This is a genomic window from Lentzea sp. NPDC036955 (genome assembly GCF_055608005.1).
The window spans coordinates 401,989-427,173 of record NZ_JBVJRC010000001.1 but is presented as its reverse complement, the minus strand read 5'-3'; the positions used below and the strand labels follow the sequence as shown (position 1 = coordinate 427,173).

Here is a 25,185-nt window from a genome sequence, read left to right as displayed (position 1 = left end):
CTATCTTGGCGTGGTGCTCCTCGATCAGGTTTCCCAGCGGTACGGGCGCGGGCCCTGGGTGCTGCGCGACCTCACGCTGGAGGTGTCCGAGCTGGTGGTGCTGACCGGCGCGAACGGCACCGGCAAGTCCACCCTGCTCAAGATCGCGGCGGGGGTGCTGCGGCCGACGTCGGGACGGGTCGTGCGGCCCGCGTCGGTCGGGTACGTGCCGGAGCGGTTCCCGTCCGACGTCCGGATGTCCGCCTCGTCCTACCTCGCGCACATGGGACGGGTCCGGCGTTCCGCGGCCAACGACGTGCTGGAGCGGCTGGGGTTCGTCGGCTCGCTGACCGCGCCGATGTCCGCGCTGTCGAAGGGCAACGCGCAGAAGGTGGCGCTCGCGCAGGCGTTCCTCGCCTCCGACGTGCTGGTGCTCGACGAGCCGTGGAGCGGCCTGGACCCGGCGGCGTCGGCGGAGCTGGTGGAGTTGCTGCAGGGGCGGACGGCGCTGGTGTCCGACCACGAGGGGCACCTCGCGGACGCGACGCGGGTGGACCTCGCGGGCGGCCACGTGACGATCGAGCTGAGCCGGGTCGTGGGGCTCGACGCGCTGGAGGCGCTGGAGGGCGTGCGGTCGGTGCTGTCGCGCGGGACGTCGGCGCGCGTGGTCGTGGCACCGGACCGCAGTGACTCGGTGCTGGCGGAGGCGCTGCGGCTCGGGTGCTCGGTGCGGAGCGTGCGATGACCTCGCTGGTGCGGTACCTCGCGGCGGACGTGCTGCGGGGACAGCGGTTCCTGGCGCCGGTGCTGGTGTTCCTCGGCGTCATGGGGATGCTGTTCTCCTCGGACGCCGGGCAGCCGCTGGAGGCGTACTCGGGGTCGTCGGCGTTGCTGTACCCCGTCTGCGCGTGGATGGCGGTCGTCGTGGCTACGTCGGAGGACGTGGTGCGGCGCGAGATCACCGTGGTGTCGGCCGGCGGCTGGTCGCGGGTGCTCGGCGCGGTCGCGGTGGTGGCCGTGCTGTTCGCGGTGGCGATGGCGGTGCTGGCGGCGATGTGGCCGGTGGTCACGAACCCGCACCCGTACACGGCCGGCGAGTTCCTGGTGGGACTCGGCGCGCACACGGCGGTCGCGTTGCTCGGCGTCGGCGTGGGCCTGATGTTCGCGCGGCCGGTGTTCGACGCGATCGGCCGGACGGTGCTCGCGGTGTTCACCGTGGTCGTCCTGACCTACCCGCTGGGCCGCGGCACGCCGCTCGGCTGGGTGCTCGACGCGCTGGGGCACAACCAGGTGTCGCTGTCGGTGCTGTGGGCGGGAGCGGTCGGCGCGGTGCTGGTGGCGGGCGCGGTCGCGCTGGGAGTGCGGCGGGCGTGACGCGCGTCGACGTGCTGGGACCGCTCGTCGTCCGCGGCGACGGGCCGGTGGAGGTGCGCGGCAAGCGGTTGCGGTGGCTGCTGATCCGGCTCGCGATGCAGCCGGGCCGGGTGGTCACCGCCGAGCAGCTGATCGCGGACCTGTGGCCGGACGAGCCACCGGCCGACGGCGCCGCCGCGTTGCAGTCGCTGGTGTCCCGGCTGCGGCGGGCGGTCGGCGCGTCCGTGATCTCCTCGCACGCGGGCGGCTACCGGCTTGAAGCGGACACCGACGTCGAGGAGTTCCTCCGCACGCGCGACGCGGCGCTGTGGCGCGGTGCCCCGTTCGAGGACGCGCCGTTCGCGGTCGACGAGGCGGTGCGGCTCGCGTTGCTGCGCGACGACCTGACCGGGCTGGAGGCTCTGGCGGCGGCTCACCCGCTGCGCGAGGACGTGCAGGCGCGGCTGATGCTGGCCCTGCACGCCGCGGGCCGGCGCTCGGACGCGCTGGCCGTGCACGAACGGGTCCGCGCCGCGCTGGCGGAGGAGCTGGGCGTGGACCCCGGCGAAGCGCTGGCGGCGGCCCACCTCGCGGTGCTGCGGGACCGCGGCGTGCGCGGCAACCTGCCGGCACCGGTGGGGTCGTTCGTGGGCCGGGGCGAGGACCTGGACGCGCTCGGCGGGCTGCTGGCGGCGAACCGGCTGGTGACGCTGACCGGGTTCGGCGGGGTCGGCAAGACGCGGCTGGCCCTGGCACACGCTTCGTCCTGCGCCTCGGCGTGGTTCGTGGAGCTGGACTCGACGGCCGACCCGCTGGCCGCACTCGACGCGGCGCTGGGGCCGAACCCGCTGGCGATGCCCGTGTTCGACCGGCTGGGCACGTCGCTGGTGGTGCTGGACAACTGCGAGCACGTGGTGGACGCGGCGGCTTCGCTGTGCGCGCGGCTGCTGGCGGAGGCACCGGGGGTGCGGGTGCTGGCGACGTCGCGGGAACCTCTGGGCATCCCCGGCGAGGTCGTGCACCCGGTGGCACCGCTGGACCTCGACCACTCCGTGCGGCTGTTCTCGGCACGGGTCGGAGCGGCGCTGGACCAGGCCGTGGTGCGGCGTGTGTGCGTTGCGCTGGAAGGAATCCCGCTGGCACTGGAACTGGCGGCGGCACGGGCGCGGTCGCTGTCGGCCCGGCAGCTGGAGGCACGCGTCGGGAGCCGGCTGCGGCTGCTGGACCGCGGGACGCGGACCGGTCCGGTGCGGCACCGGACGCTGCGGGCGGTCGTCGACTGGAGCTGGGAGCTGCTGGACCCGGACGAGCGGGAGCTGCTGGCGCGGGTCGCGGTGTTCGTGGGCGGGGCGACGGCCGCGGCGGTGCACGAGGTCTGCTCGGCGGAAGGCGACCTCTGGGCGACCGAGGACCTGCTGTCCGCCCTCGTCGAGAAGTCGCTGGTCGTCCGCTCCGGCGAGCGCTACCGGCTGCTGGAGACCGTCCGCGAGTACGCGCTGGAGCAGGGCCTGGCCGACCAGGCCGCCCACGCGCGCCACTACGTCGAGCTGGCCGAGCGCACCGAGCCGCTGTTCCGCGGCCCGCGCCAGCTGGAGGCACTGGAGGTGTTCGACGCCGAACGGGCCAACCTCGACGCGGCACTGGCGTGGGCGGTCGGGCACGACCAGGGGCTGGCGCGGCGGATGGTGGCCGCCCGCACCTGGCACTGGCTGGTGATGACCAAGCGGTTCGAGGAGATCCGGCGGTGGGCGCCGCTGGTGCCCGGCGACCCGCTGTCGGAGGTGCTCGCGGCACTGGGCACGCCGGAGGCGGCGCTCGCGGCCGAGCGGTTGTGGCAGCAGGACGTGCCGACGGCGCTGTGCGCGTTGATGCTCACCAGCGGACAGGTGTGGGGGCAGGCGGAGCTGGGCGGGCGGATGTCGGCGCTCGCGGACCGGCTGGAGCGGTCCGGTGACGAGTGGATGCGGGCGTTCTCCGCGCTCGTCCGCGGTGTGGTGGCCGGGGAGTTCAGCGAGGGTGCGGCGCCGGAGGCGGAGCGGGCCTACCGGGAGGCGTTGCGGCTGTTCCGCGCCGTGGGGGACCGGTGGGCGGTCGTGTTCGGGTTGTCGTGCCTGGTCATGGTGCTGATCAACCGCGGTGCGCACGCCGAGGGGTTCCAGGCGGTGTCGGAGGCGCGGCGGGTGGCGGCCGAGCTGGGGGACCCGGAGAGCGTGCTGGTGCCGATGTCGGTGCTGGTGCAGACGGCGCGGCTGAAGGTGCGGATCGGTGACCTGGCCGGTGCGCGGGAGGACCTCGCGCAGGTGCACCCGGTGCACGACCTCGACCGGGGACGGGTCGCGCAGGCGCACGGCGAGGTGGCGTTCTTCGGCGGCGACTTCGAGGAGGCGGTGCGGCTCTACCGGAGGGCACTGGCCGTCACCGGCGACGCGCACGCGGTCCAGTTCCGCGCCACCGTCCACGCCGGGCTCGGGCTGGCGCTCACCCGCCTCGGTCACCTGGACCAGGCGGGTGAGCACTACGCGAGGGCGCTCGACACGGTCAGCGGCAGCGCGGACGGGCCCGCGCGGGCCAGCGTGCTGGAGACGTACGCGGGCTGGCTGCTGGCCCAGGGCGACGCCCGTTCCGCGGCGGACGCCCTGACCGAGGCCGAACGGCTACGCGGCGGCCCGAGCAGCGACCCGGCGGTGGTGCAGCTGCGTGACCGGGTGCGCGCCGAAGTACGCGTCGACCGCTGACCGCCCGACCGCGGCGACGTACCCGTCCGGGCGCACCAGCACCGGGCCGCCGGGGAAGTCCAGCGTCACGAAGTCGGGGCCGCGCAGCAGGTCGAAGATCCGGCCCTGGTCGGTCATCCCGTCGGGCATCCGGTCACCGGCCTGCAGTCCCTCGCCGTCGGTCGTGCGGTACGACAGCGACAGCTGCAGCGTCTCGTCGTCGCGGCGCTCGAACGGGTTGCCCGACGTCATGATCCTGGTCGTCATGCCGAGCAGCCACTCCGCGACCGGCTTGCGCTCGGACTCGTAGGTGTCGAGCAACGTCTCCATCCCGAGCTTCCAGCCCAGGTTGTAGGCGTCCTGGATGCCGGTGTTCATGCCCTGCGCACCGGCGGGGGAGTGCACGTGCGCCGCGTCGCCCGCGAGGAACACCCGGCCGACGCGGAACCGGTCGACCATGCGGATGTTGGTGCGGTACAACGACATCCACGTCGCCTCGTGCAGCACCACGTCGTCCAGGCCGGTGCGCTCGCGGACGATCTGCCGGTACAGCTCCAGCGACGGCTCGCCGTCACCGGTGGCCTGGAACTGGAAGAGGTCGGTGTCGGGCAACGGGCACAGCGCGAGCCACCTGTCCGCGCGCCCGCCCCAGCTGTGCCAGTGGTCGCGGTCCAGGCCGGAGAGCCGGACGTCGCCCACGAGCATCCGCTGGTCCTCGTGCGTCTCGCCGACGAACGACACGCCGAGTTGCTTGCGCACGAACGACTTCCCGCCGTCGCACCCGACGAGGTACCTGGCCCGCACGGTCTCCGACCCGACGACCGCGGTGACACCGGAGTCGTCCTGGGTGAACGACGTCAGCGCCGTGCCGTACTCGACCGCCTGGGGAAGGGCCTCGCGCAGCGCCTGCTCGACCCGGAATTGGGCGATGAGCATGGTGCGCGCGTACGGGCGTTCGGCCGTCGGGTGGCGGCCCTCGTGGACGTCCCACTCGCGCAGCACCTCGCGGCCGTTGTAGGCGCGCATGGTCATGTGCAGCCGACCGGCGGCGAGGATCGGCTCGATGACGCCCAGGTCGTGGAAGACCTCCATCGACCGCGGCTGCAGGCCCTTGCCGCGGGAGCCCGCGAACGGTGCGGGGGAGGCGTCGACGATGCGGAACCCGACGCCGCGGCGGGCGAGGTCGAGTGCCAGGGTGAGGCCGGTCGGGCCGGCGCCGATGATCAGAACCTGAGTGTCCATGGCGACCACACTCGGCCCGTGAACTGCCACGGCCCTGTCACGTCGCTGTTGCGCGTGACAGGGCCGTGGCGGACCAGCGGGAACTACTTCTTCATGAGCGCGATCAGCGCGTCGACGTCCTTGGGCTCGAAGCCGCGGAACAGCGTCAGCAGCACCTCGTAGTACGAGCGGACCGGGCTGACGTACCACTTGCCGTCGACCTCGGTGGACACCACGCCGACACCGGTCTTCATGACCGACGTGGCGACGCGCCCGATGACCTCGACCGCCTCGGCCGGGATCTTGCTCTTGCCGCCGCCCTGCTGCTCCAGCAGCTCCGTGACCTGGTCGGCGCACAGCTTCTGCTCACCCTGCTTGGGCACGTCGACCGAGTAGCAGTCGCCCTCGCGCGTGATGGTGAGCGTCTCGCCCTCCGCCGTCACCGACAGCTTCTTGACGGTGACCTGCTTGCCGCCGGCCACGTCCTTCACGTCGGTCTCCAGCGCGTTCAGCTTGGCGCCGGTCTTGTCCACGCTGCCGATCTGGTCCAGCAGCACCGGGCCGAGGTCGTGCAGCACACCGGCCTCGTCCGGCGGCAGCGTGGCGATGACCTTCTCCATGTCGCCGTCCAGCGCCGCGGTGACCAGCTGCTTCGCCGCGTCCTCCGGCGAGCCGGCGCCCTGCGCCGCGATGCCCTTGGCCGGCCAGGTGAGCTTCTCCTCCTCCAGGACCGCGTTGGCGATCGTGTAGAAGGCGCTCGGGTACCACTTGTCATCGACCTTGATCGACGCGATGCCGATCGGCTTGCCGCGCTTCTTGACCTCGGCCGAGATGTCGTAGGTCTTGGTCTCCGACTTGGTCATGCTGACCTTGTCGCCGATGGCGTCCATCAGCTTGTCGGTCAGCGGGACCTTGGAGATGTCCGAGGTGATGGTGATCTTGCCCTCGGTCAGTTTGTTGATCGTGAGGTGGTCGTTGACCTTCTCGGCCGCCGCCTCGTCGAACTTGATGTTCTCGCTCTTGAACTCGACGCCCGACATCTTGTTCGGGTCCGCGTCGGGCTTGAGGATCTCGAGGCGCTTCATCTCCTTCGTCATCGAGTCCAGGTAGTCCTTCGACAGCGCGGCCTCCGCGGGCGCGAGCGAGGCCATGATGCCGACGACGTCACCGCTGCCGAGCTGCTCGACGAGGTTCTTCGCCGCGACCTCCGGCGTGTCCTTGCCGGCGTTCGCCGCGGGGTTCGACTTCTGCAGCGCGAAGAACGTGACGCCACCGCCGACGAGCAGCAGCACCGCGACCACGGCCGTGATCACCAGGCCGGTGCGCTTCTTCTTCGGCGGCTCGCCACCCATCGGCGCGTAGCCGTAGGGCTGCTGGTCGAAGCCCTGCTGGGGAAAACCCTGCTGGGGAAAGCCCTGCTGCGGGAAGTTCTGCTGCTGCGGGTAGCCCTGCTGCGGGAACCCCTGCGGCCCGGTCTGCGGAAAACCGCCCTGCTGCGGCTGCTGTTGCGGGTAGCCCTGCGGGCCGGTCTGCGGATGACCACCCTGCTGGTGCTGCTGCCCGTACGGATCGTTCTGCGGCTGCCACTGTCCGCCGCTACCCGGGTAGCTCACGGTTCCCTCCTGAGGTCATCACTGCGCTGCGCCTGGTCGAGGTGAGCACCGTGATCGCCCCCACGATCGTCAGCACAGCACCGGCAAGGGTGACGACGGGTCCGGTCGTGCTGATGCCGACCAATGCGCCCTTGCTGTCCCCTTGGACCGTGGCAACCAGGGCCACGGTTCCCCCGATCGTGCCAAAGAGGAGCGCCGCGCATGCGGCGATTCGACGAAATCGGACCACGTGCAGGGCGATCGCCAGTACGGCCAGCGGGGTCAGCCCGACCCACACCCCCGTCACGACGCCGCCCGCCACCCCGTCCAACCCGGCGAGATCACGGAGCGAGAGCACCTGGTAACTGTCCCTCGTGGTCGATCCCGACTTGAGCCAGGGCAAGAACGTTCCGGTGATCTGAGTGACCAAGCCCACTGCCGCGATCGCGGCTCCCACAGCGCTGCGCACGGGACTAGTGTGACCCGATGGCCTCCGACGCGTGCAGTGCGGCACGGGCGCTGGTCGCGTCCGCCCACCGGATCACGGTGCTGACCGGTGCCGGGGTCTCCACGGACTCGGGCATCCCCGACTTCCGCGATCCCGGCGGGGTGTGGGCGCGTGACGCGGACGCCGGTCGGGGCGCCACCCTCTCCTCCTACCTCGCCGACGCCGAGGTGCGCAGGCGGACGTGGCGCTCGCGGCTCGACCATCCCGTGTGGACGGCCACACCGAACGCCGCGCACCGCGCGCTGGTCGAACTGGAACGGTCCGGCCGGTTGCGCACCGTGGTCACGCAGAACGTCGACGGCCTGCACCAGAAAGCCGGCTCCGACCCGCACCGGGTGCTGGAGCTGCACGGCACGCTGCACGCCACGGTGTGCCTCGACTGCGGCGCCACCGGCCCGATGCGCGACGCGTTGAAGCGCGTCGCCGACGGCGAGGCCGAACCGGCGTGCGTGCGCTGCGGCGGAGTCCTCAAGTCCGCCACCGTCTCGTTCGGGCAGGAGCTCGACGGCGAGGTGCTGCGCAGGGCCCGGCTCGCCGCGCTGGACTGCGACCTGCTGCTGGTGGCCGGCACCTCCCTGTCCGTGCAGCCCGCCGCGGGACTGGTGGCGCTCGCGGCGAAGGCCGGGGCGCGGGTCGTCATCTGCAACGACGAGCCGACGCCCTACGACTCCCTCGCCGCCGCCGTCGTGCGCGAACCGGTCGGCGAGGTGCTGCCCGACCTCAGCTCCGTTCCTCCATCCGGGGGAGGCCGGTTCTCGTCCTGGGGAGATCCGAGCACCTGGTCGTAGGGTCGGGACCATGCGCGTACCGCTGATCACGACGGACTTCCTGGACCGGGCGTCGTTCGCGTTCGGGGCCACGACGGCGACCGTCGACGAGCCGGACCAGCCGGCCGGACCGGTCGAGACGACGACGTATGCCCGGATGGCGGCCCGTGTGCGCGCGTGGCAGGCGGGGCTCGACGAGCTGGGCGTCGGCGAGGGCGAACGCGTCGCCGTCGTCAGCCACAACTCGGCGCGGCTGCTGGAGCTGCTGCACGCGGTGCCCGGCAGCGGCCGCATCTGCGTGCCGGTCAACTTCCGCCTGCACCCCGACGAGGTCAGGTACATCGTCGAGCACAGCGGCGCGTCGGCGTTGTTCGTCGACCCCGAGCTGGAGCTGGACGACGTGGTCGCGCCGCACCGGTTCACGCTCGGCGAGGAGTCGGAGTCGCTGCTGCGGTTCGATGTGGAGCCACGGCCGTGGAGCGCGCCCTCGGAGGACGCGACCGCCACGATCAACTACACCTCCGGCACGACCGCGCGGCCCAAGGGCGTGCAGCTGACCCATCGCAACATCTGGCTGAACGCCGTCACGTTCGCCATGCACACCCGTGCGTGGGAAGGCGACGTGTACATGCACGTGCTGCCGATGTTCCACTGCAACGGCTGGGGCATGCCGTTCGGGCTGGCCGGCCTGGGCGTGCCGCAGGTCGTGCTGCGCAAGGTCGACGGCGCGGAGATCCTGCGCCGGGTCCGCGACCACGGCGTCACGCTGATGTGCGGCGCACCGGCCGTGTGGAACGCCGTGCTGGACGCCGCGGCGTCGTGGGACGGCGAGATCCCCGGCCGTGACCGCGTGCGGATCGTCTGCGCGGGCGCACCGCCGCCGTCGCGCACGATCCAGCGGGTGACCGAGGAGCTCGGCTGGGAGTTCCTGCAGATCTACGGCCTGACCGAGACGGCGCCGCTGCTCACGTTCAACCGCGCCCAGCCGGGTCCGGAGGGCGAGGAGAAGGCGAAGAAGCAGTCACGGGCGGGTGCGCCCGCGCTGGGCGCGCGGCTGCGGATCTCCGACACCGGCGAGGTGCTCGCACGGTCCAATGTGGTCATGGAGGGCTACTGGGAGAACCCGGACGCGACCGCCGCGGCGATCGAGGACGGCTGGTTCCACACCGGTGACGGCGGCCACTTCGACGACGAGGGCCACCTGACGATCTCCGACCGCAAGAAGGACGTGATCATCACCGGCGGCGAGAACGTGTCGTCGATCGAGGTCGAGGACTGCCTGTTCTCCCACCCGGCCGTCGCCGAGGTCGCCGTGATCGGCGTGCCCGACGAGAGGTGGGGTGAAACGATCAAGGCGCTCGTCGTGCGGTCCGCGGAGGTCACCGAGGCCGAGCTGATCCGGCACTGCAAGGAGCGCCTGGCCGGCTACAAGGCCCCCACCTCGGTCGAGTTCCGCGACTCGATCCCGCGCACGGCCACCGGCAAGATCCAGAAGTTCAAGCTCCGCGAACCGTACTGGACCGGGCGCGACCGCGGCGTGAACTGACGACACGCCGACAAACCGATCGTCCCCATTGGACCGCTTGCGTGGTCAACTGTGACACGAGTGGCTGACGGTGCATCGGTTCCAGATGCGCCACCCGGGACTGATTGGTCTAATTCGGTCGGAGGTGATGTCCGGATGCTGACGCGACTCTCCGCCGCCGCGGTGCTGATGACGGCCGTCCTCACGGGGACGGCCGCCGCTGTTCCCCCGCCTCCGCCGAACCCGAGCGACGCGGAGATCTCGGCCTCGCGCGCACAGGCGGATGCGAAGGCGGCACGGGTCGGCGAGCTGACCGGCCGCCTGACCCAGGCGGAAGCCCGCCTGCAGGAGCTGCTCGACCAGGTCTCCTACAAGCGCGAGCTCGCCAACAAGGCCCGCGTCGACCTGGAGACCGCCGTCTCCGAGGCCGAGGCCGCCCGCCGCGAGGCCACCTCCGCCCGCACCCAGGCCGACGCCGCCTCCCGTGCCGTCGAGGACTCGCGCCGCGCCCTCGACGAGTTCGTCGCCGCCTCGTACGCGCAGCGCAGCACGGTCGGCTCGATCTCCGCGTACTTCGGCGCCAAGTCCCCCGAGGACCTCCTCGCCCGTGCGCAGATGCTCGAAGCGGTCTCCTCGTCCTCCCTGAACGCCCTCGACCAGGTCATGCGCGACCAGGGCACCGCGGCGAACCTCGACTCCGCCGCCCGCGCCGCCCTGCGCAAGGCCGAGGAGAAGCAGGCAGCCGCCGACGAGGCCAAGCGCGTGGCCGAGGCCGCCCAGCAGGAAGCCGTGGCCGCGCACGAGGCCCAGGCCACCGCGACCACCGAGCTGCAGTCCGACAAGGACGCCGTCGAACGCGAGCTGCTCGCCGCCCGCGGCGAGGTCACCGGCCTCGAAGCCCAGCGCCGCCAGTATGACCAGTGGATCGACGCCAAGCACCGCGAGGAGGAGGAGAACGCCCGCCGCGCCGCAGCCGCTGCCGCCGCGGCCGTTGCTGCTCCGGCCCCTGCCGCCGCACCACGCCCTGCTGCCGTTGCCGCACCCTCGGTCTCACGCGTGCAAACCGTCATCAACCGCGCACTGGCCCAACGCGGCGTCATCTACGCGTGGGGCGGCGGCAACCACTACGGCCCCACCTACGGCGTCCGTGACGGCGGCGTGGCCGACTCCTTCGGCGACTACCGCAAGATCGGCTTCGACTGCTCCGGCCTGATGATGTACGCCTTCGCCGGCGCGGGCGTGTACCTGCCGCACTACAGCGGTTACCAGTACAACTCCGGCCGCAAGGTGCCGCTGTCGCAGATGGCTCCTGGCGACATGATCTTCTGGGGACCCGGCGGCGGCACGCACGTGGCGTTGTACCTCGGCGGCGGGATGATGGTGGAGGCGCCGCACTCCGGTGCGGTGGTGCGGATCTCGCCGGTGCGGTACGGCGGGATCATGCCGTACGTGACCCGGCTGCTCTGATCTCCGCCTGCTCCTCTGGGCAGGCGCCGGGCTAGGTTGTCGGCGTGAAGGTCGTGGTGTTCGGTAGTTCCGGGATGGTGGGGCGGGGAGCGCTGCGGGAGTGCCTCCTCGACCCCGAAGTGCGTGAGGTCGTCACGGTCGGGCGCTCGCCGTTGGACGTGACGTCACCGAAGCTGCGGCACGTCGTGCACGCGGACTTCGCCGACCTCACGCCGATCGCCGGCGAACTGGCCGGCGCCGACGCGTGCTTCTACTGCGTGGGTGTGACGTCGGCCGGGTTGAGCGAAGCGGAGTACACGCCCGTGACGCACGACTACGCGCTTGAGGCGGCCCGTGTTGTTGGTGGCACGTATGTGTACGTGTCGGGTGAAGGCGCGGACGCCGGCAGCAAGACGATGTGGGCACGGGTGAAGGGTCGGACCGAGAACGAGCTGCTGGCGCTGGACCGGCCGGTGTTCGTGGTGCGGCCGGGGTTCATCCAGCCGCGCCACGGGATCACCTCGCGCACGCGAATCTACCGGTACGTCTACTCGTGGTCCTCGTGGTTGTTCCCGGTGCTGGCCAGGGTCGCGCCGAAGCACGTGACGTCGACCGAGCAGCTGGGGCGCGCGCTGGTGGCGCTCGCGAAGGGCGTGCGGCCGGCCACGCGGGTGCTGCGCAGCGACGAGATCAACCGGCTCGCGGCATGACCCTCGACGAGTACGTCCGGGACTTCCGTGCGGGCGGGTACGAGGTCACGCACGTGGTCGAGTCGGTGTGCGGCGCGTGCGGCGGCCGGGCGTTCGGCGTGCAGCTGACCGAGGAGTGCGCGGTGCGGCGGACGTGCCTGGGCTGCGGCACGGCGGCGTTCCTGGCCGACTCGGCGGAGTACTGGGAGGACGACGAGGCGCAGGAGTGCGCGTGTCCGTGCGGTGGCGAGGAGTTCGCCGTCGTGCTCGGGGCGGCGTGCCGGGCGGACGGTGAGGTGCGGTGGGTGAGCGTCGGGCTGCGGTGCCTCGCGTGCGGCCAGTGCGGCGTGTACGAGGACTGGAAGATCGACTACAGCCCGAGCTCCCACCTGCTCACGCCGACGTGAACGCGTCCTCGGTCGTCACCGTGCCCGCGGTGCGGCCCGGCGCGGTGTGGTTGGCCCAGTAGAGGTTCGTGTGCGCGATGACCAGGTCCGGTGTGGGTGCGCCCCACTCGGACAGGTCCTCGGTGGTGTGGGCGTCGCTCACGAGGGTGGCGTCGTAGCCGCGGACCAGGGCGCCGTGCAGGGTGGAGCGGATGCACTCGTCGGTCTGCGCGCCGGACACGAACACGTGGCCGATCCCCTTGGCCGCCAACACCTCTTCGAGGTCGGTCGCCTCGAACGAGTCGGCGTAGGCCTTGTGCACCACCGGTTCGCCGTCGGCGACCTCCAGCTCGGCGACGAACCGCCAGCCGTCGGAGCCCTTCGGCATGTGCTCGGGGTTGCTGTGCTGCACCCAGACCACGTCGATGCCGGCCGCGCGGGCCTTGTCCACGAGGGTGGCCACGTTGCCCACCACCGTGTCGCGGTCGTGGGCGTGGTTCACGACGCCGTTCTGCACGTCGATCACGAGCAACGCGGTGTTGGGGCGGTTCGCGAGAGTGGTCACGGCGGCAGACTATGCCCAGGTGGGTCGGGGTTGTCGACCCTCGGCGGGGCGCACGCGTGCGGCTCAGCGCGAACGCAGGCGGCGCAACATCCGGGCGTCCTCGAAGCCGACCGAACGCGCGGCGACCTCCACGGTGGCGCCCTTGCCGATGAGGTGTTCGGCGCGTTCGACGCGCAACGCCTGTTGATACTTCAACGGGGTCATACCGGTCGCGCGGCCGAACAGGCGCGTGACCGTCCGTTCGCTGCATCCGGCCAGCAATGCCAGTTCTGCCAACGAAAGGCGATCGGCGAGACGCGTCTCGATGACGTCCTGGATGCGGTGCACGGTCTCGTTGACGTGGGATCGGTACCGCAGCAGCACGCTCGCCTGGTGGTCGTCGCCGTTCCTGCGCGCGTAAACCACCATCGTGCGTGCGACGGCGGCGGCCACGGAAGGACCGTTGCGCACGGCGACAAGGTGCAGCGCGAGGTCGATGCCGCTCGCGATGCCGGCCGACGTCACGACCCGACTGTCCTCCACGTACAGAACGTCGCGCACGACCCGTGCGGCGGGGTAGCGGCGTTCGAGCTCGTCCTGCAGTTCGTGGTGGGTGGTGCAACGACGGCCGTCGAGCAGTCCGGCACGGCCGAGCGCATCGGCTCCGGCACACACACTCGCCACCATGCCGCCGCTGTCGTGGTGCGCGCGCACCCACGCCAGAGCGCGCGCACTCAACGCTCCGGTGCCCACCAACGTCGACGACCGCCATCCCGGCACGACCAGGAGGTCGTCCGCCCCCAGCGAGGGCAGCTCGGTCGACGCCCCCAGCGGCACGCCCTGGTGGCTCGGCACCGACACCGAGTCGCCGACGTACGACAGTGCGTAGCCGGCACCGAAGTCGGCCGCGCTGGAGAACACCTGCGCCGGCCCCGCGAGGTCGAGCAGGTGCACTCCCGGTACGAGCAGGAAGACGACTCTGGTCACGATCCGGTCAGCGTAGCGACGTCCGAGATCCGCGCGAACCGGCCCGCCAGGACGTACTCGGTGCGCTCGATGACCTCCTGCACGCCGAGCACCGCCCCGGTGCGCCAGTGCGGCAACGGCGTGGTCGCGGTCGCGTCCGTCACGAACGTCATGTCGAACCCGAGGTCCGAGCCGACCCGCGTGGTCGTCTCGCAGCACTGCTCGGTGCGGATGCCGCTGACCAGCAGCTCCCGCACACCCCGCGCGGTCAGCGTCTGCTGCAGGTTGGTCGTGGTGAACGCGTTGTGCGAGGTCTTGGTCAGCAGCGGCTCGTCGTCGAGCGGCTTCAGCCCGTCCATCAGCCGCACGTGCCCCAGCGCCGGGTCGAACACGTCACCGCTGCCCGGTTCGGAGTGCAGCACCCACACCACCAGGTCGCCGGAGTCGCGGGCGAGGTCGACCAGCCGGTTCACCTGGCCCACGACGCCGGGGTTGGACACCTCGGCCCAGCTGGGACGCCGGCGGAACGACTCCTGGACGTCGATGACGATCAATGCGCGCTTCATGCCACCAGCCTCGTCGGACCGCCACGGCCGAACCAGGCACGACCCGGCCGCACTGCGGACCGATCCGGTCACCACGCAGCCCCCGTGCAGATGCCCTGGCCAGCAGGGGTCAGAGTCGGCGGCGGCCGGCGAACCCGAGGTCGGCGCGGTGGTACCAGTCGAGCGTCCGGTCGCCCTCCAGCCAGCACAGCAGCACCGGCACGCCGTCGAGCTGCGAGGGGAAGTCGACCAGCAGCGGCGCGAAGCCCTTCAGTTCGGCGCCGGTCTGCTGCACGGACTCCATCAGCTCGTCGAGCCGGGCCTGCGCCGCCTTGAACTCCGGCAGACCGCCCAGGGACGTGGTGCCGGACGCGAGCTCGGCCGCGTCGGCGCGCAGCCGGACGATCTCGTCGAGCACCGGCAGCAGGCGGGTGAGCTCGGCACGGGCCTCGTCGAGCGTGAACAGTTCCACGGGTGCCAAGGCTGGCACAGTGGCGGGGGTGACGTGGCGACCGGGTGACCTCACCGTGAAGCGGGTCGGCCTCGGCGCGAGCCGTTCGCGACACCGCGGCCGCTGTGCGGCAAAACCTGAATGAGCGTATGGCGTACGCATCTGTTTGACTAGGGGCATGAAGAGGGGGCGGAAGCCGACCATCGACGCCGCCGACATCACGCGAGCCGCCATCGCGGTCGCGGACGCCGAAGGGCTGGCCGCCGTGTCCATGGCGCGCGTCGCGCAGGAGATGGGCAACGCGACGATGGCGCTCTACCGCCACGTGAAGAGCAAGGACGAGCTGCTCGCGCTGATGTGGGACGCGGCGATGGAGGACCCGCCGCCGCTGCCCGACGGCGAGTGGCGCGACAGGCTCGGCGTCTGGGCACGGGCGCTGCTCCGGGCGATCCGCAGGCGCCCGTGGTTCCTGCGGATTCCGATCAGCGGCCCGCCGGTCGGCCCGGGGAACCTCGCCTGGCTCGACAGCGCGCTCACCGCCCTCGGGGGCACACCGCTGGAGCCGGGGGAGAAGGTCGGCGTCGTGATGGGCCTGTCGACGTTCGTGCAGGGCGAGGCGCGGCTGACCACCACGCCGTCCCAGGGCTTCCAGAGCAACCCCGACCAGTACGGGCAGGCGCTGCGCGCGGTAGTCGACCCGCGCGCCATGCCCGCGCTCACCGAGGTCATCGAGGCCGGCGCGTTCGACGTGGCCCACGGCGACGACATCGGGGCCGACTTCGACTTCGGCCTGCGGTTGTTCCTGGACGGCGTCGCCGCGCACATCGCGAGGCGCGCGTGACGTACGCGGCGATCGTCCTCACCGGCGGCACGGGCGAACGGCTCGGCGGCGTCGACAAGGCCGCGCTGTCCTACCGGGACGCCACACTGCTCGACCACGTGCTGTCCGTTGTGGACGACGCGGCGCGGGTCGTCGTTGTGGGGCCGGAGAAAGACCGGCCCGGCGTCGTCTGGGCCCGGGAGGACCCACCCGGCGGAGGGCCGCTGGCCGGGCTCGCCGCCGGTCTCGCGCACGTGACCGAGGAGTGGGTCGCCGTGCTCGCCGTCGACCAGCCCGGCCTCACCGCCGGCACGATCGCCAGGCTGCGCGCGGCGGGCGGCAACGCCGTGCTCGCCGACGACCGCGTGCAGTGGCTGATCGGCTTCTGGAACGCCGCCGAGCTGCGCGAAGTCCTGCCGGAGGACCCGCGCGACCAGCCGCTGCGCCGAACGTTGCGCAAGCTCGCGCCGGTGGAAGTGTCCGCTTTGCCCGGTGAGGCGCGTGACGTCGACACACCCGATGACCTGGACACCCTTCACACCCAATGAACAGCCCGTGAGCAAGACTGCTCACGATCGGAAAACCCTGTTCCACATGGAGGCCCGCACCGTGACCGAGCCCGCCGCCGAGGCAACGCCGAACGCACCGGCGCCCGTCACCCCGGCTCGTGACGCCCAGCTGCTCGAACGCACCGTGTTCGAGGTGAAGCGGGTCATCGTCGGCCAGGACCGGCTCGTCGAGCGGATGCTCGTGGGTCTGCTGGCCAAGGGCCACCTGCTGCTCGAAGGTGTGCCGGGTGTCGCGAAGACGCTCGCCGTCGAGACGTTCGCGCGCGTGGTCGGCGGCTCGTTCAGCCGCGTGCAGTTCACGCCCGACCTGGTGCCCGCCGACATCCTCGGCACCCGCATCTACCGCCAGTCCAGCGAGGCGTTCGACGTCGAGCTCGGCCCCGTGGTTGCCAACTTCGTGCTGGCCGACGAGATCAACCGCGCGCCGGCCAAGGTGCAGTCGGCGATGCTGGAGGTCATGGCCGAGCGGCACGTGTCCATCGGCGGCAAGACCTTCCCGATGCCGAACCCGTTCCTGGTGCTGGCGACGCAGAACCCGATCGAGAACGAGGGCGTGTACCCGCTGCCGGAGGCGCAGCGCGACCGGTTCCTGTTCAAGATCCAGGTCGAGTACCCCACGGCCGAGGAAGAGCGCGAGATCGTCTACCGCATGGGTGTCGAGGCGCCCACGCCGAACCAGGTCCTCTCGCCGGAGGAGCTGGTGCGCCTGCAGGGCGTGGCGTCGCGCGTCTTCGTCCACCACGCACTGGTCGACTACGTGGTGCGCCTGGTGATCGCGACTCGCGCACCGGCCGAGCACGGCCTGACCGACGTCGCCGGCTGGGTCGCCTACGGTGCCTCGCCGCGTGCGTCGCTGGGCATCATCGCCGCCGCCCGTGGCCTCGCGCTCGTGCGCGGCCGTGACTACGTGCTGCCGCAGGACGTCGTGGACGTCGTGCCGGACGTGCTGCGCCACCGCCTCGTGCTGTCCTACGACGCGCTGGCCGACGGCGTGCCGATCGACCACATCATCACCCGCGTGCTGCAGATCGTGCCGCTGCCGCAGGTGTCCGCGCGTCCGCAGCAGCCGGTTCCGGCTGGTAGGCCGTGAGCAAGGACAAGGCCACCGCCGAGCGCCCCTCGTGGGCGCCCCCGGTCCTGCACGGCGGCCGCATGGAGGCCGCGCTGCGCATGCTGGAGCTCGACGTGCGGCGCCGCCTGGACGGCCTGCTGCAGGGCAACCACCTCGGTCTCGTGCCGGGGCCGGGCACCGAGCCGGGCGAGGCGCGGACCTACCAGCCCGGTGACGACGTGCGCCGGATGGACTGGGCGGTCACCGCCCGCACCACCGTGCCGCACATCCGCGAGACGGTCGCCGACCGCGAGCTGGAGACGTGGGTGGCGGTCGACCTGTCGCCGTCGCTCGACTTCGGCACCGCGGCCTGCGAGAAGCGCGATCTGGCGATCGCCGCGACCGCCGCCGTCGCGCACCTGACCCGCGGTGGCGGCAACCGGATCGGCGCCGCGATCTCGACGGGTGCGGAGAACGTGCGCATCCCGGCGCGCGGTGGCCTGGCGCACGCCCGCGGCATGATCCGCAAGATCGCCGAGACGCCGCGCGCGAGCGAGGGCACCCGCGGCGACCTGGCGGCGTTGCTGGAGCAGCTGCGCCGTCCGCCGCGCCGGCGCGGGCTGATCGTGGTGATCTCCGACTTCCTCGGCGGCATGGAGTGGCAACGGCCGCTGCGCGCGCTGTCGGCACGGCACGAGCTGGTGGCCATCGAGGTCGTCGACCCGCGCGACGTCGACCTGCCCGAGGTCGGCACCATCGTGCTGTCCGACCCGGAGACCGGCCGGCAGCGCGAGGTGACCGCGTCGGCGTTGCTGCGCAAGGAGTTCAACGCCGCGGCTGCCGAGCACCGGGCCGAGGTCGCCGCCGGGCTGCGCCGCGCGGGCGCCGGGCACCTGGTGCTGCGGACCGACTCCGACTGGATCGCGGACACGGTCCGCTTCGTGGTGGCGCGCAAGCGCCGTTGGTCTGGGGGTGTCGCATGAGCTTTTCGAACTTCGTCGCCCCGTGGTGGTTCCTGCTGCTCGTCGCCGTCGGTGTGCTCGCGGCCGGGTACGTGCTCGCCCAGCGCATGCGCCGCAAGCGCGTGCTGCGGTTCACGAACCTGGAGCTGCTGGAGAAGGTCGCGCCCAAGCGGGAACGCTGGTCGCGGCACGTCCCGGCGGCGTTCCTGCTGGCGGCGCTCGCGCTGCTGACCGTCGCGCTGGCCGGGCCGACGTCGGAGCAGCGGGTCCCGCGCAACCGGGCGACCGTGATGCTCGTGGTCGACGTGTCGCTGTCGATGAAGGCCACCGACGTGAAGCCGTCCCGGCTGGAGGCCGCGCAGGTGGCGGCCAAGTCGTTCGCCGAAGGCCTCACGCCGGGCATCAACCTGGGCCTGATCTCGTTCGCGGGCTCGGCGACGGTGCTGGTCGCGCCCACCACCGACCGCGCGGCCGTGTCGCAGTCGATCGACGGGCTCAAGCTCGCCCAGTCGACCGCGACCGGTGACGCGCTGGTCGCCGCGATGGCGTCCATCGACTCGTTCGGCAAGGTCGTCGGCGGCGCCGAGGGGCCCCCTCCGGCCCGCATCGTGCTGATGACGGACGGCAAGGAGACGGTCGGCACCCGCAAGGCGTTCGACGCGGCGGATGACGCGAAGAAGGCCGGTATCCCGATCTCCACGATCTCGTTCGGCACCGAGGACGGCGTGGTCGACATCGAGGGCCGCCAGCAGGCCGTGCCGGTCGACGACGACTCGATGAAGGAGATCGCGAAGATCTCCGGCGGCGAGTTCTTCAAGGCCGCCTCCGCCGAGGAGCTGCGCCGGGTGTACGACACGCTCGGCGAGCAGATCGGCTACGAGAAGAAGCAGGCGGACGCGTCCAAGCCGTGGCTGGTGCTCGGCACGCTGACGGCGATGGTCGCGGCCGCCGCGGCGTTGCTGCTGGGCCAGAGACTGCCCTAGCCCCGGCCGTAGACCAGCTCCACCACACCGTTCCCGAAGGCCCTGGTGCTCTTGAGCGCCAGGGCCTTCGGCCGTGTGAAGAACGGCGTGCCCGCGCCGAGCGCGACCGGGTTGACGTACAGGCGGACCTCGTCGACCAGGTCGTGCTCGAAGAACGACCCCACGAGCTGCGCGCCGCCGACCATGCTGTCCCCGGGCAGCGCCCTGATCTCGTCCGGGTCGACCTCCCGCCGCACCACGGTGTTCCACGCGGTGGTGTCGAGCGTCCGCGAGTACACGATCTTGGGCATCTCCCGCCAGATCCGGCCGAACTCGTGCATCGACGGCGGCCACTCGGGGTGCTCGCCGGTGTGCGGCCACGTCGCGAGCATCGTCTCGTGGTTGCGGCGGCCGTCGATGAACCGGCTCATCCGTGCCAGCTCGGTGTTGAAGTGCCCGTGCAGCTCCTCGTCGACCCGGTGCCAGCTGATGTCGTGGCCGGGTCCCTCCATGAAGCCGTCCAGCGAGACCGACGCCATCGTGATGATCATCCGTGAATCCTCCGGTACTCCGCCGCGGCACCGGCGTGCAGCGGCACCGTGCCCGTGTCGATGAGACTGCGCACGTCGAGGTACTGGGTGCCGAGCGCCTGCTGCGGCACCAGCCGCGCCGCGTTCGCGACCAGCAGCCGCACCACCGCCCCCGCGAGGTCGGCGCCGAGGTCGGGCCGGCACACCAGCAGGTTCGGCGTGCCGATCGTCGGGATGTCGACGGGGGAGTCGTAGACGCCGGTGCGCACGTCCACGCGTTCGTAGACCTTGCCGTGGTTCTGCCGCAGCCGGGGCAGGAACCCGTCGAGCGGCAGCAGCCTGATCCCCTCCGCCCGGTCGAGCTCCGGCGTCGGCACGCCGCCCGACCACAGCAGCGCCGCGATCTCGCCCGCCTTCAGCGCGTCCACGGCGTTGCGCAGCGGGTAGTGCTCCTCCCGCACGCCCAGCGCGAGCCGTTCGCCCTGCAGCGCCGCGCCGGACCCGGCGGCGCCCAGCGACACGGGCCGGCCGGCGAGGTCGGCCGCGCTGCGGTACGGCGAGTCGGCGAGCACGACGAGCTGGAGGTAGTTCTCGTAGACGCGGCCCACCGCGACCAGGCCGGGCTCCAGGTGGGCGCTGTCGCTCAGGGTCAGCGCGAGGTCGGCGGTGCCCTCGCGCAGGTGCCGCAGGTTGTCGGCGCTGCCGCCGGTCTCGATCGGCGTGATCGTCAGCGAGCCGGTGGCGAGGCGGGACAGCAGGGCGGCGAAGTCGTTGTAGAACCCGCCGGGCTCGCCGCCCGCGACGCGGATGGTGCCGCTGGGCTCACTCGTCCCGCACGCGGTGAGGGCCAGCGCGCCCAGCAGGAGGGTCCGGCGCTTCACAGCAGCGGCTCCTTCGGCAGCTCCACGGTCGCGACCAGGCCACCGTCGGTGTGCAGCCGCAGCTCCCCGCCGTGGGCGGTCACGATGCGCTCGGCGATGGCCAGGCCGAGGCCGGTGCCGCGCTGCGGGCCGCCACCACGCCAGAACCGCTCGGTCGCGTGCTCGATGTCCTCCTCGGACAGACCGGGACCGTTGTCGCGCACGGTGAGAGTCGCGCGGTCGCACACCACGGCCACCTCGGTGCCGCCGTACCTGATGGCGTTGTCCAGCAGCACGTCCAGCACCTGCGCCAGGTCCGAGACGGCACACCGCACCAGGCCCGGCGCGCGGTCGTCCACGGTGATCGTCACACCCGCCGCCCCGGCCGCCGGCCGCCACGCGTCGACCCGGTCGTGCGCCACGGCCCGCAGGTCGGCCAGCTCGGGCTCGACCCCGCCCGCCGCCCGTTCGGTGGCGGTGCTCTCGGCCGACGCGAGCGCGAGCAGGCCGTCCAGCAACGACTCCAGCCGCTCGACCTCGGTGAGCAGGGAACCGTTGTCCGGCAGCATGTCCACCCGCAGCCGCAGCGCCGCCATCGGGTTGCGCAGCTGGTGCGAGGCGTCCGCGATGAGCCGGCGCTGCTGGTCGGCGGCCTCGGCCACCGCGTCGGACATCCGGTTGAACGACTCCGACAACGCCCGCAGCTCGGCCGGGCCCGCGGTGTCGGCGACGTGCGCGCGCCGCTGCCCCTCCGCGACCGCCCGCACACCCCGGTCGAGCTCCTTCAACGGCCGCAACAGCCACCGCGCCACGACCAGCGCCAGCAACACGCACGCGCAGGCCGCCAGCAACGCCCCCGCGAGCACCAGCGCCCACCGCTGCGCGACATCCGCCGCGGCCACCCTGGTGGACGCGCGCACCACCACCGCGCCCGCCACCTTCGTGCCGGTGCCGACCGGTCGCGCGAACAGCACGTCACCGCCGTTCCAGGGCAGCACCGTCCGCACCGGCGCGGCCGGCTGGTTGCGCAACGCGGCGTCGATCTGGCTGGACACGTCGGCCACCGCCATGCCGGACTCGACGAGCGGCCGCCCGGCGGCGTCGACGACCACGACCTCCTCGCCGTAGACCTCGGTGTAGCGCAACGCCTCCGCGACCACCAGGTCGTTCGGCAGGGTCGCGAACCGGTCCAGGTCGGCGGTCCGGCCGATCACGAACCGCTGGGTGCGCTCGCTGGCCGTGCTCATCAGCAGCGGCACGGCGAACGCGGTCACCGCCGACAGCGAGAACAGCAGCAGCACCACCAGCAGCCGTTGCCGCATCTACTCACCGAGCCGGTAGCCGAAACCGCGGATGGTGTGCAGCAGCCCCGGCCGGTCGAGCTTGGCGCGCAGCTGCGTGAGGTGCACGTCCAGCGTCCGCGACACCGCCACGAACGCGTTGCCCCACACCTCGTCCATCAGCTGCTGGCGGCTCACCGCCGTGCCCGGCCGCCGCGCGAGCACCGCCAGCACGTCGAACTCCTTGGTGGTCAACGAGATCTCCCGCCCGCCGACCACGACCTGGCGGCTCTGCAGGTCGATCTCCACATCGGACACCCGCACCAGGTCGCCCTGCTCCTGCGACCGCGCCGCACTGCGCCGCGCCACCGCGTCGATGCGGGCCAGCAGCTCGGCCAGCCGCACCGGCTTGACCAGGTAGTCGTCCGCGCCCAGCCGCAACCCGCGCACCACGGTCCGCTCGTCCCCGCGCGCGGTCAGCACCAGCACCGGCACCGGGTCGATCCTGCGGAGCTTGCGCAGCACCTCCAGGCCGTCCTGATCGGGCAGGCCGAGGTCGAGCAGCACCACGTCCGCGTCGCGGTGCGCGATCAGCGCGTCGGACCCCCTGCGCACGCGGGCAGGCCGGTGGCCGTTCGCCCGCAGTGCCTCCACCAGGGCGTCGGCGACACCGTCGTCGTCCTCGACCAACAGCACCCGCATGGGAGCAGTATCGCCCGGGATGGCCGTTTCGCGGGCATGTCGATGCTTTTCAGTGACCGTGGAGAAGCGCTCGGAGCCCCAGCCGGGTCGCGAGCGCGGTGGCCAGGTGGACCGGCTCGCGGTCGGTCGTGTGCCGGATCTGGGTGCGGCAGCTGAAGCCGTCCGCGAGCACCAGCGCGTCCTCGTTCGCGCGCAGCGCGGGCAGCAGGTCCTGTTCGGCGCAGGCGATCGACACGTCGTAGTGGCCCTGCTCGAAGCCGAAGTTGCCGGCCAGTCCGCAGCAGCCCTCCACGACCCGCGGTCGCAGCCCGGCCTTCTCCATCGCCGTGCGGTCCGGTCCGAAACCCAGCTCCGCGTACTGGTGGCAGTGGGTCTGCACGACCGCCTCGCGGTCGCCGGGCAGGTCGGGCAGCGCCGGTGCGACGTGCTCGGCGAACGTGCGGGTGGCGTCGGCGAGCGCGCGCACCTCCTCGGTGTCCGACAGCTTCGGGGCTTCGGCCTTGAGGAACGCCGTGCAGCTCGGTTCCAGGCCGATCACCGGGACGCCGCGGCTCGTCCACGGGTGCAGCGCGCGTGCCGTGCGTTCGACGACCCTGCGGGCCTTCGGCAGCTGGCCGGTCGAGTGCCAGGTCAGTCCACAGCAGACGGTCGAGGGCGGCAGCTCGACCCGGTTCCCCAGGTGCGCCAGCACGTTCGCGGCGTCGATGCCGATGTCCGGCTCGAAGAAGTTCGTGAACGTGTCGGGGAACAGCAGCGCCGGCTCGCCCTCGCCGAGCGGGCGCAGCCTGCGCAGCAGGGGAGTGGTGGGCGTGGGCAGCTCGCGTTCCGGGGTGAGGCCCGCGAACCGGCCGAACCGCGCCGTGAACCGGTTGACCAGCCCGTACCGCAGCCACGTCGGCAACCAGCCCATCGCGTAGTGCGACCGCGGGCGCGGGCGGCCCCTGTAGTGCTCGTGCAGGAACTCCGCCTTGTAGCTCGCCATGTCGACGTCGACCGGGCAGTCGCGCTTGCAGCCCTTGCAGCCCAGGCAGAGGTCCAGCGCCTCGGCCACCTCCGGCGACCGCCAGCCGCCCTTGACCACGTCACCGTTGAGCATCTCGAACAGCAGGTGCGCGCGGCCGCGCGTGGAGTGCTTCTCCTCCTTGGTGACGCGGTAGCTCGGGCACATCACGCCGCCCTTGGTGTTCAGGCACTTGCCCACGCCGACGCAGCGGCGGGTGTCGCTCGCGAACTCCGCGCGCGTCGGGATGCGCGGGGGAGCGACGAGGACGCGCAGGTCGTCGTCGAGCTTCAGCGGCTCCACGATCCGGCCGGGGTTGAGCAGGTTGCCGGGGTCGAAGGCGTGCTTGAACTCCTGGAACGCCCGGATCGCCGCCGGCGGGTACATGCGGGAGAGCAGCTCGGAGCGGGCCTGGCCGTCGCCGTGCTCGCCGGACAGGCTGCCGCCGTGGCTCACGACCAGGTCCGCGGCGTCCTGGAGGAACTCGCGGTAGCCGCGGGCCAGGTCGAAGTCGATGCGGACGTGGATGCAGCCCTCGCCGTAGTGGCCGTAGGTGGTGCCGCGCCGCCCGTACCCGGTCAGCAACGCGTCGAGGTCGCGCAGGTAGGCGCCGAGGCGTTCCGGCGGGACGGCCGAGTCCTCCCAGCCCGACCAGGCCTCGCTGCCGTCGGCCATGCGGGTGGCGAGACCGGCGCCGTCCTCGCGGATGCGCCACAGCGCCCGCTGGTGCGCCGGGTCGTGGACGACCATCGAGCTCCTCGTGAGCGCGGCGACCCGTTCGGGGTGGTCCTCGACCTCGACGAACAGCCAGCTGCGGCCTTCCGGCAGGTCGGGGCGGGTGCGGACGCTGTTCACCAGTGCCTCGTTCAGGCCCTCGACCGCGAGCGCGTCCTCGATCTGCGTGACCTGGTCGGCGGCCTCGTAGGTGTCCGCGAAGCCGAGCACGACGAGGACCCGGCGCTCCGGGCGGCGGACCAGCTTGAGTTCCGCACCGAGCAGCACCACGCAGGTGCCCTCCGTGCCGACGAGCTGGCCGGTGAGCGTCGGCGCGTCCAGCGCGTACCCGCTGACCCGGCGGCTGAGCCGCGGGAACCACGCCGGGTCGTGCGACGGCAGCGCGAGCGCGGGCGGGTCCGTGCTGCGGAACCGGCGGCCGTCGACGGTCAGCACGTCGAGGTCCAGGACGTTCTCGCTGGTCTTGCCCCACTTCACCGAATGCGCGCCGCAGGCGTTGTTGCCGATCATCCCGCCGATCGTGCAGCGCGAGTGCGTGGACGGGTCGGGGCCGAACAGGTGGTCGCCGGCGCTCGCGTTGATCTTGTCGAGCACCGCGCCCGGCTGCGCGAACGCCCGGTCGCCGGAGATCTCGAAGGCGTTCAGGTAGCGGCTGAAGTCGATCACCAGGCCGGTTCCGCAGGCGTTGCCCGCGACCGAGGTCCCCGCGCCGCGGCTGGTGATCGGGACGCAGTGCTCCGCGGCGATCCCGACGGCCGCGACCACGGCGTCCGTCGTCCGCGGACGGACCACCACCCGCGGCACGTGGCGGTAGTTCGACGCGTCGGCCGAGTACAGGGCGCGGCTCGCCGGGTCGTCGAGCACGTCGCCCTCGACGTGGCGGCGCAGTTGGTCGAGGAAGGCCCGCATCACCTGATCATGCCCCCGATCGGCCCCGCCGTGGTGTGAGGTTCAACCGCCGATGCCGGGCTACCTGCGGGTAGCCGATAACCTCAGCCGGTCAACCAGCGGCGATTGCAGGGAGAGCT

At 72.3% G+C, this 25,185-nt stretch carries 25 protein-coding genes; 13 read left to right on the top strand and 12 right to left on the bottom strand.

Annotation, left to right across the window (positions count from 1 at the left end; genetic code table 11):
• Window positions 1-13 precede the first annotated feature (13 nt).
• Genes ACZ7CF_RS02055 through ACZ7CF_RS02045 form a run of 3 tightly spaced genes read left to right on the top strand, consistent with a single transcriptional unit; the run spans window position 14 to window position 4,067 of the window.
• Window positions 14-724: an ATP-binding cassette domain-containing protein gene (locus tag ACZ7CF_RS02055; RefSeq protein WP_470368592.1), complete on the top strand. Its 711-nt coding sequence runs from the start codon at window positions 14-16 to the stop codon at window positions 722-724.
• Window positions 721-1,353 (top strand): hypothetical protein, encoded by a 633-nt coding sequence (locus ACZ7CF_RS02050; protein WP_470368591.1) that lies wholly within the window; start codon window positions 721-723, stop codon window positions 1,351-1,353. Before ACZ7CF_RS02055 ends, ACZ7CF_RS02050 begins: the two co-directional genes overlap by 4 nt.
• Window positions 1,350-4,067 (top strand): BTAD domain-containing putative transcriptional regulator, encoded by a 2,718-nt coding sequence (locus tag ACZ7CF_RS02045; protein WP_470368590.1) that lies wholly within the window; start codon window positions 1,350-1,352, stop codon window positions 4,065-4,067. Before ACZ7CF_RS02050 ends, ACZ7CF_RS02045 begins: the two co-directional genes overlap by 4 nt.
• Here ACZ7CF_RS02045 and ACZ7CF_RS02040 read toward each other — a convergent pair.
• From ACZ7CF_RS02040 to ACZ7CF_RS02030, 3 genes are all read right to left on the bottom strand, one after another.
• On the bottom strand, window positions 3,987-5,288 hold the full coding sequence (locus tag ACZ7CF_RS02040; protein ID WP_458433330.1) for an FAD-dependent monooxygenase: 1,302 nt from the start codon (window positions 5,286-5,288) through the stop codon (window positions 3,987-3,989). The two genes, ACZ7CF_RS02045 and ACZ7CF_RS02040, sit on opposite strands and share 81 nt — an antisense overlap.
• A gap of 83 nt (window positions 5,289-5,371) precedes the next feature.
• Window positions 5,372-6,880 carry a flagellar basal body protein FliL gene (locus ACZ7CF_RS02035; RefSeq protein WP_458433329.1) on the bottom strand — a complete coding sequence of 503 codons (1,509 nt, stop codon included), beginning with the start codon at window positions 6,878-6,880 and terminating at the stop codon, window positions 5,372-5,374.
• Window positions 6,864-7,328, bottom strand: coding sequence for a hypothetical protein (locus tag ACZ7CF_RS02030; RefSeq protein WP_360387154.1), 465 nt, complete (start codon window positions 7,326-7,328; stop codon window positions 6,864-6,866). The genes ACZ7CF_RS02035 and ACZ7CF_RS02030 overlap by 17 nt, the downstream gene beginning before the upstream one ends.
• Before the next feature lie 17 nt (window positions 7,329-7,345).
• Here ACZ7CF_RS02030 and ACZ7CF_RS02025 point away from each other — a divergent pair, with 17 nt between their 5' ends.
• The 5 genes from ACZ7CF_RS02025 (at window position 7,346) to ACZ7CF_RS02005 (ending at window position 12,201) form a co-directional block, all read left to right on the top strand.
• Window positions 7,346-8,155 carry an SIR2 family NAD-dependent protein deacylase gene (locus tag ACZ7CF_RS02025; RefSeq protein ID WP_470368589.1) on the top strand — a complete coding sequence of 270 codons (810 nt, stop codon included), beginning with the start codon at window positions 7,346-7,348 and terminating at the stop codon, window positions 8,153-8,155.
• Between the two features lie 10 nt (window positions 8,156-8,165).
• Window positions 8,166-9,680 (top strand): class I adenylate-forming enzyme family protein, encoded by a 1,515-nt coding sequence (locus tag ACZ7CF_RS02020; protein ID WP_470368588.1) that lies wholly within the window; start codon window positions 8,166-8,168, stop codon window positions 9,678-9,680.
• 135 nt (window positions 9,681-9,815) lie between these two features.
• Window positions 9,816-11,126: an NlpC/P60 family protein gene (locus ACZ7CF_RS02015; protein ID WP_360387161.1), complete on the top strand. Its 1,311-nt coding sequence runs from the start codon at window positions 9,816-9,818 to the stop codon at window positions 11,124-11,126.
• Between the two features lie 44 nt (window positions 11,127-11,170).
• Window positions 11,171-11,815 carry a Rossmann-fold NAD(P)-binding domain-containing protein gene (locus ACZ7CF_RS02010; RefSeq protein ID WP_470368587.1) on the top strand — a complete coding sequence of 215 codons (645 nt, stop codon included), beginning with the start codon at window positions 11,171-11,173 and terminating at the stop codon, window positions 11,813-11,815.
• A complete protein-coding gene (locus tag ACZ7CF_RS02005) occupies window positions 11,812-12,201 on the top strand; it encodes a hypothetical protein (RefSeq protein WP_360387166.1) in 390 nt (129 codons plus the stop codon). The genes ACZ7CF_RS02010 and ACZ7CF_RS02005 overlap by 4 nt, the downstream gene beginning before the upstream one ends.
• On the opposite strand, the gene ACZ7CF_RS02000 is transcribed toward ACZ7CF_RS02005, so the two are convergent.
• The 4 genes from ACZ7CF_RS02000 to ACZ7CF_RS01985 all read right to left on the bottom strand — a co-directional run bounded on the left by ACZ7CF_RS02000 (window position 12,188) and on the right by ACZ7CF_RS01985 (window position 14,707).
• Complete coding sequence (locus ACZ7CF_RS02000) at window positions 12,188-12,745, bottom strand: isochorismatase family protein (protein WP_470368586.1); 558 nt, start codon at window positions 12,743-12,745, stop codon at window positions 12,188-12,190. The two genes, ACZ7CF_RS02005 and ACZ7CF_RS02000, sit on opposite strands and share 14 nt — an antisense overlap.
• A 63-nt stretch (window positions 12,746-12,808) precedes the next feature.
• Window positions 12,809-13,711 carry a GlxA family transcriptional regulator gene (locus ACZ7CF_RS01995; RefSeq protein WP_458433322.1) on the bottom strand — a complete coding sequence of 301 codons (903 nt, stop codon included), beginning with the start codon at window positions 13,709-13,711 and terminating at the stop codon, window positions 12,809-12,811.
• Window positions 13,708-14,256: a cysteine hydrolase family protein gene (locus tag ACZ7CF_RS01990; protein WP_458433321.1), complete on the bottom strand. Its 549-nt coding sequence runs from the start codon at window positions 14,254-14,256 to the stop codon at window positions 13,708-13,710. The genes ACZ7CF_RS01995 and ACZ7CF_RS01990 overlap by 4 nt, the downstream gene beginning before the upstream one ends.
• 109 nt (window positions 14,257-14,365) lie before the next feature.
• Window positions 14,366-14,707 (bottom strand): DUF2203 domain-containing protein, encoded by a 342-nt coding sequence (locus tag ACZ7CF_RS01985; protein ID WP_360387176.1) that lies wholly within the window; start codon window positions 14,705-14,707, stop codon window positions 14,366-14,368.
• A gap of 157 nt (window positions 14,708-14,864) precedes the next feature.
• On the opposite strand from ACZ7CF_RS01985, the gene ACZ7CF_RS01980 reads away from it, so the two are divergent.
• From ACZ7CF_RS01980 to ACZ7CF_RS01960, 5 genes are all read left to right on the top strand, one after another.
• Window positions 14,865-15,527 (top strand): TetR/AcrR family transcriptional regulator, encoded by a 663-nt coding sequence (locus tag ACZ7CF_RS01980; protein ID WP_470368585.1) that lies wholly within the window; start codon window positions 14,865-14,867, stop codon window positions 15,525-15,527.
• The gene (gene mobA, locus ACZ7CF_RS01975) at window positions 15,524-16,054 is read left to right on the top strand and encodes a molybdenum cofactor guanylyltransferase (RefSeq protein ID WP_470368584.1); all 531 of its coding nucleotides are present in this window, start codon (window positions 15,524-15,526) and stop codon (window positions 16,052-16,054) included. Before ACZ7CF_RS01980 ends, mobA begins: the two co-directional genes overlap by 4 nt.
• A gap of 46 nt (window positions 16,055-16,100) precedes the next feature.
• The gene (locus ACZ7CF_RS01970; RefSeq protein ID WP_458433319.1) at window positions 16,101-17,165 is read left to right on the top strand and encodes an AAA family ATPase; all 1,065 of its coding nucleotides are present in this window, start codon (window positions 16,101-16,103) and stop codon (window positions 17,163-17,165) included.
• 62 nt (window positions 17,166-17,227) lie between these two features.
• On the top strand, window positions 17,228-18,109 hold the full coding sequence (locus ACZ7CF_RS01965; RefSeq protein WP_470368884.1) for a DUF58 domain-containing protein: 882 nt from the start codon (window positions 17,228-17,230) through the stop codon (window positions 18,107-18,109).
• Entirely contained in the window at window positions 18,106-19,071 is a 966-nt protein-coding gene (locus tag ACZ7CF_RS01960) for a VWA domain-containing protein (protein WP_360387186.1), read from the top strand. The genes ACZ7CF_RS01965 and ACZ7CF_RS01960 overlap by 4 nt, the downstream gene beginning before the upstream one ends.
• On the opposite strand, the gene ACZ7CF_RS01955 is transcribed toward ACZ7CF_RS01960, so the two are convergent.
• Genes ACZ7CF_RS01955 through ACZ7CF_RS01935 form a run of 5 tightly spaced genes read right to left on the bottom strand, consistent with a single transcriptional unit; the run spans window position 19,068 to window position 25,066 of the window.
• Window positions 19,068-19,601 (bottom strand): dihydrofolate reductase family protein, encoded by a 534-nt coding sequence (locus ACZ7CF_RS01955; protein ID WP_470368583.1) that lies wholly within the window; start codon window positions 19,599-19,601, stop codon window positions 19,068-19,070. The genes ACZ7CF_RS01960 and ACZ7CF_RS01955 overlap by 4 nt on opposite strands.
• Complete coding sequence (locus tag ACZ7CF_RS01950) at window positions 19,598-20,461, bottom strand: TAXI family TRAP transporter solute-binding subunit (RefSeq protein ID WP_360387191.1); 864 nt, start codon at window positions 20,459-20,461, stop codon at window positions 19,598-19,600. The genes ACZ7CF_RS01955 and ACZ7CF_RS01950 overlap by 4 nt, the downstream gene beginning before the upstream one ends.
• Complete coding sequence (locus ACZ7CF_RS01945) at window positions 20,458-21,762, bottom strand: sensor histidine kinase (protein ID WP_470368582.1); 1,305 nt, start codon at window positions 21,760-21,762, stop codon at window positions 20,458-20,460. The genes ACZ7CF_RS01950 and ACZ7CF_RS01945 overlap by 4 nt, the downstream gene beginning before the upstream one ends.
• Window positions 21,763-22,422: a response regulator transcription factor gene (locus ACZ7CF_RS01940; RefSeq protein ID WP_360387195.1), complete on the bottom strand. Its 660-nt coding sequence runs from the start codon at window positions 22,420-22,422 to the stop codon at window positions 21,763-21,765.
• A gap of 49 nt (window positions 22,423-22,471) precedes the next feature.
• Complete coding sequence (locus ACZ7CF_RS01935; RefSeq protein ID WP_470368581.1) at window positions 22,472-25,066, bottom strand: FAD-binding and (Fe-S)-binding domain-containing protein; 2,595 nt, start codon at window positions 25,064-25,066, stop codon at window positions 22,472-22,474.
• Window positions 25,067-25,185 lie beyond the last annotated feature (119 nt).

Coding starts and splice junctions, on each gene's coding strand:
- ACZ7CF_RS01945 (WP_470368582.1), bottom strand. CDS start 21,762: ATGCGGCAACGGCTGCTGGTGGTGCTGCTGCTGTTCTCGCTGTCGGCG.
- ACZ7CF_RS01980 (WP_470368585.1), top strand. CDS start 14,865: ATGAAGAGGGGGCGGAAGCCGACCATCGACGCCGCCGACATCACGCGA.
- ACZ7CF_RS01935 (WP_470368581.1), bottom strand. CDS start 25,066: ATGCGGGCCTTCCTCGACCAACTGCGCCGCCACGTCGAGGGCGACGTG.
- ACZ7CF_RS01955 (WP_470368583.1), bottom strand. CDS start 19,601: ATGATCATCACGATGGCGTCGGTCTCGCTGGACGGCTTCATGGAGGGA.
- ACZ7CF_RS01960 (WP_360387186.1), top strand. CDS start 18,106: ATGAGCTTTTCGAACTTCGTCGCCCCGTGGTGGTTCCTGCTGCTCGTC.
- ACZ7CF_RS02050 (WP_470368591.1), top strand. CDS start 721: ATGACCTCGCTGGTGCGGTACCTCGCGGCGGACGTGCTGCGGGGACAG.
- ACZ7CF_RS02040 (WP_458433330.1), bottom strand. CDS start 5,288: ATGGACACTCAGGTTCTGATCATCGGCGCCGGCCCGACCGGCCTCACC.
- ACZ7CF_RS02015 (WP_360387161.1), top strand. CDS start 9,816: ATGCTGACGCGACTCTCCGCCGCCGCGGTGCTGATGACGGCCGTCCTC.
- ACZ7CF_RS01940 (WP_360387195.1), bottom strand. CDS start 22,422: ATGCGGGTGCTGTTGGTCGAGGACGACGACGGTGTCGCCGACGCCCTG.
- ACZ7CF_RS02005 (WP_360387166.1), top strand. CDS start 11,812: ATGACCCTCGACGAGTACGTCCGGGACTTCCGTGCGGGCGGGTACGAG.
- ACZ7CF_RS01990 (WP_458433321.1), bottom strand. CDS start 14,256: ATGAAGCGCGCATTGATCGTCATCGACGTCCAGGAGTCGTTCCGCCGG.
- ACZ7CF_RS01965 (WP_470368884.1), top strand. CDS start 17,228: ATGGAGGCCGCGCTGCGCATGCTGGAGCTCGACGTGCGGCGCCGCCTG.
- ACZ7CF_RS01970 (WP_458433319.1), top strand. CDS start 16,101: ATGGAGGCCCGCACCGTGACCGAGCCCGCCGCCGAGGCAACGCCGAAC.
- ACZ7CF_RS02025 (WP_470368589.1), top strand. CDS start 7,346: ATGGCCTCCGACGCGTGCAGTGCGGCACGGGCGCTGGTCGCGTCCGCC.
- ACZ7CF_RS02020 (WP_470368588.1), top strand. CDS start 8,166: ATGCGCGTACCGCTGATCACGACGGACTTCCTGGACCGGGCGTCGTTC.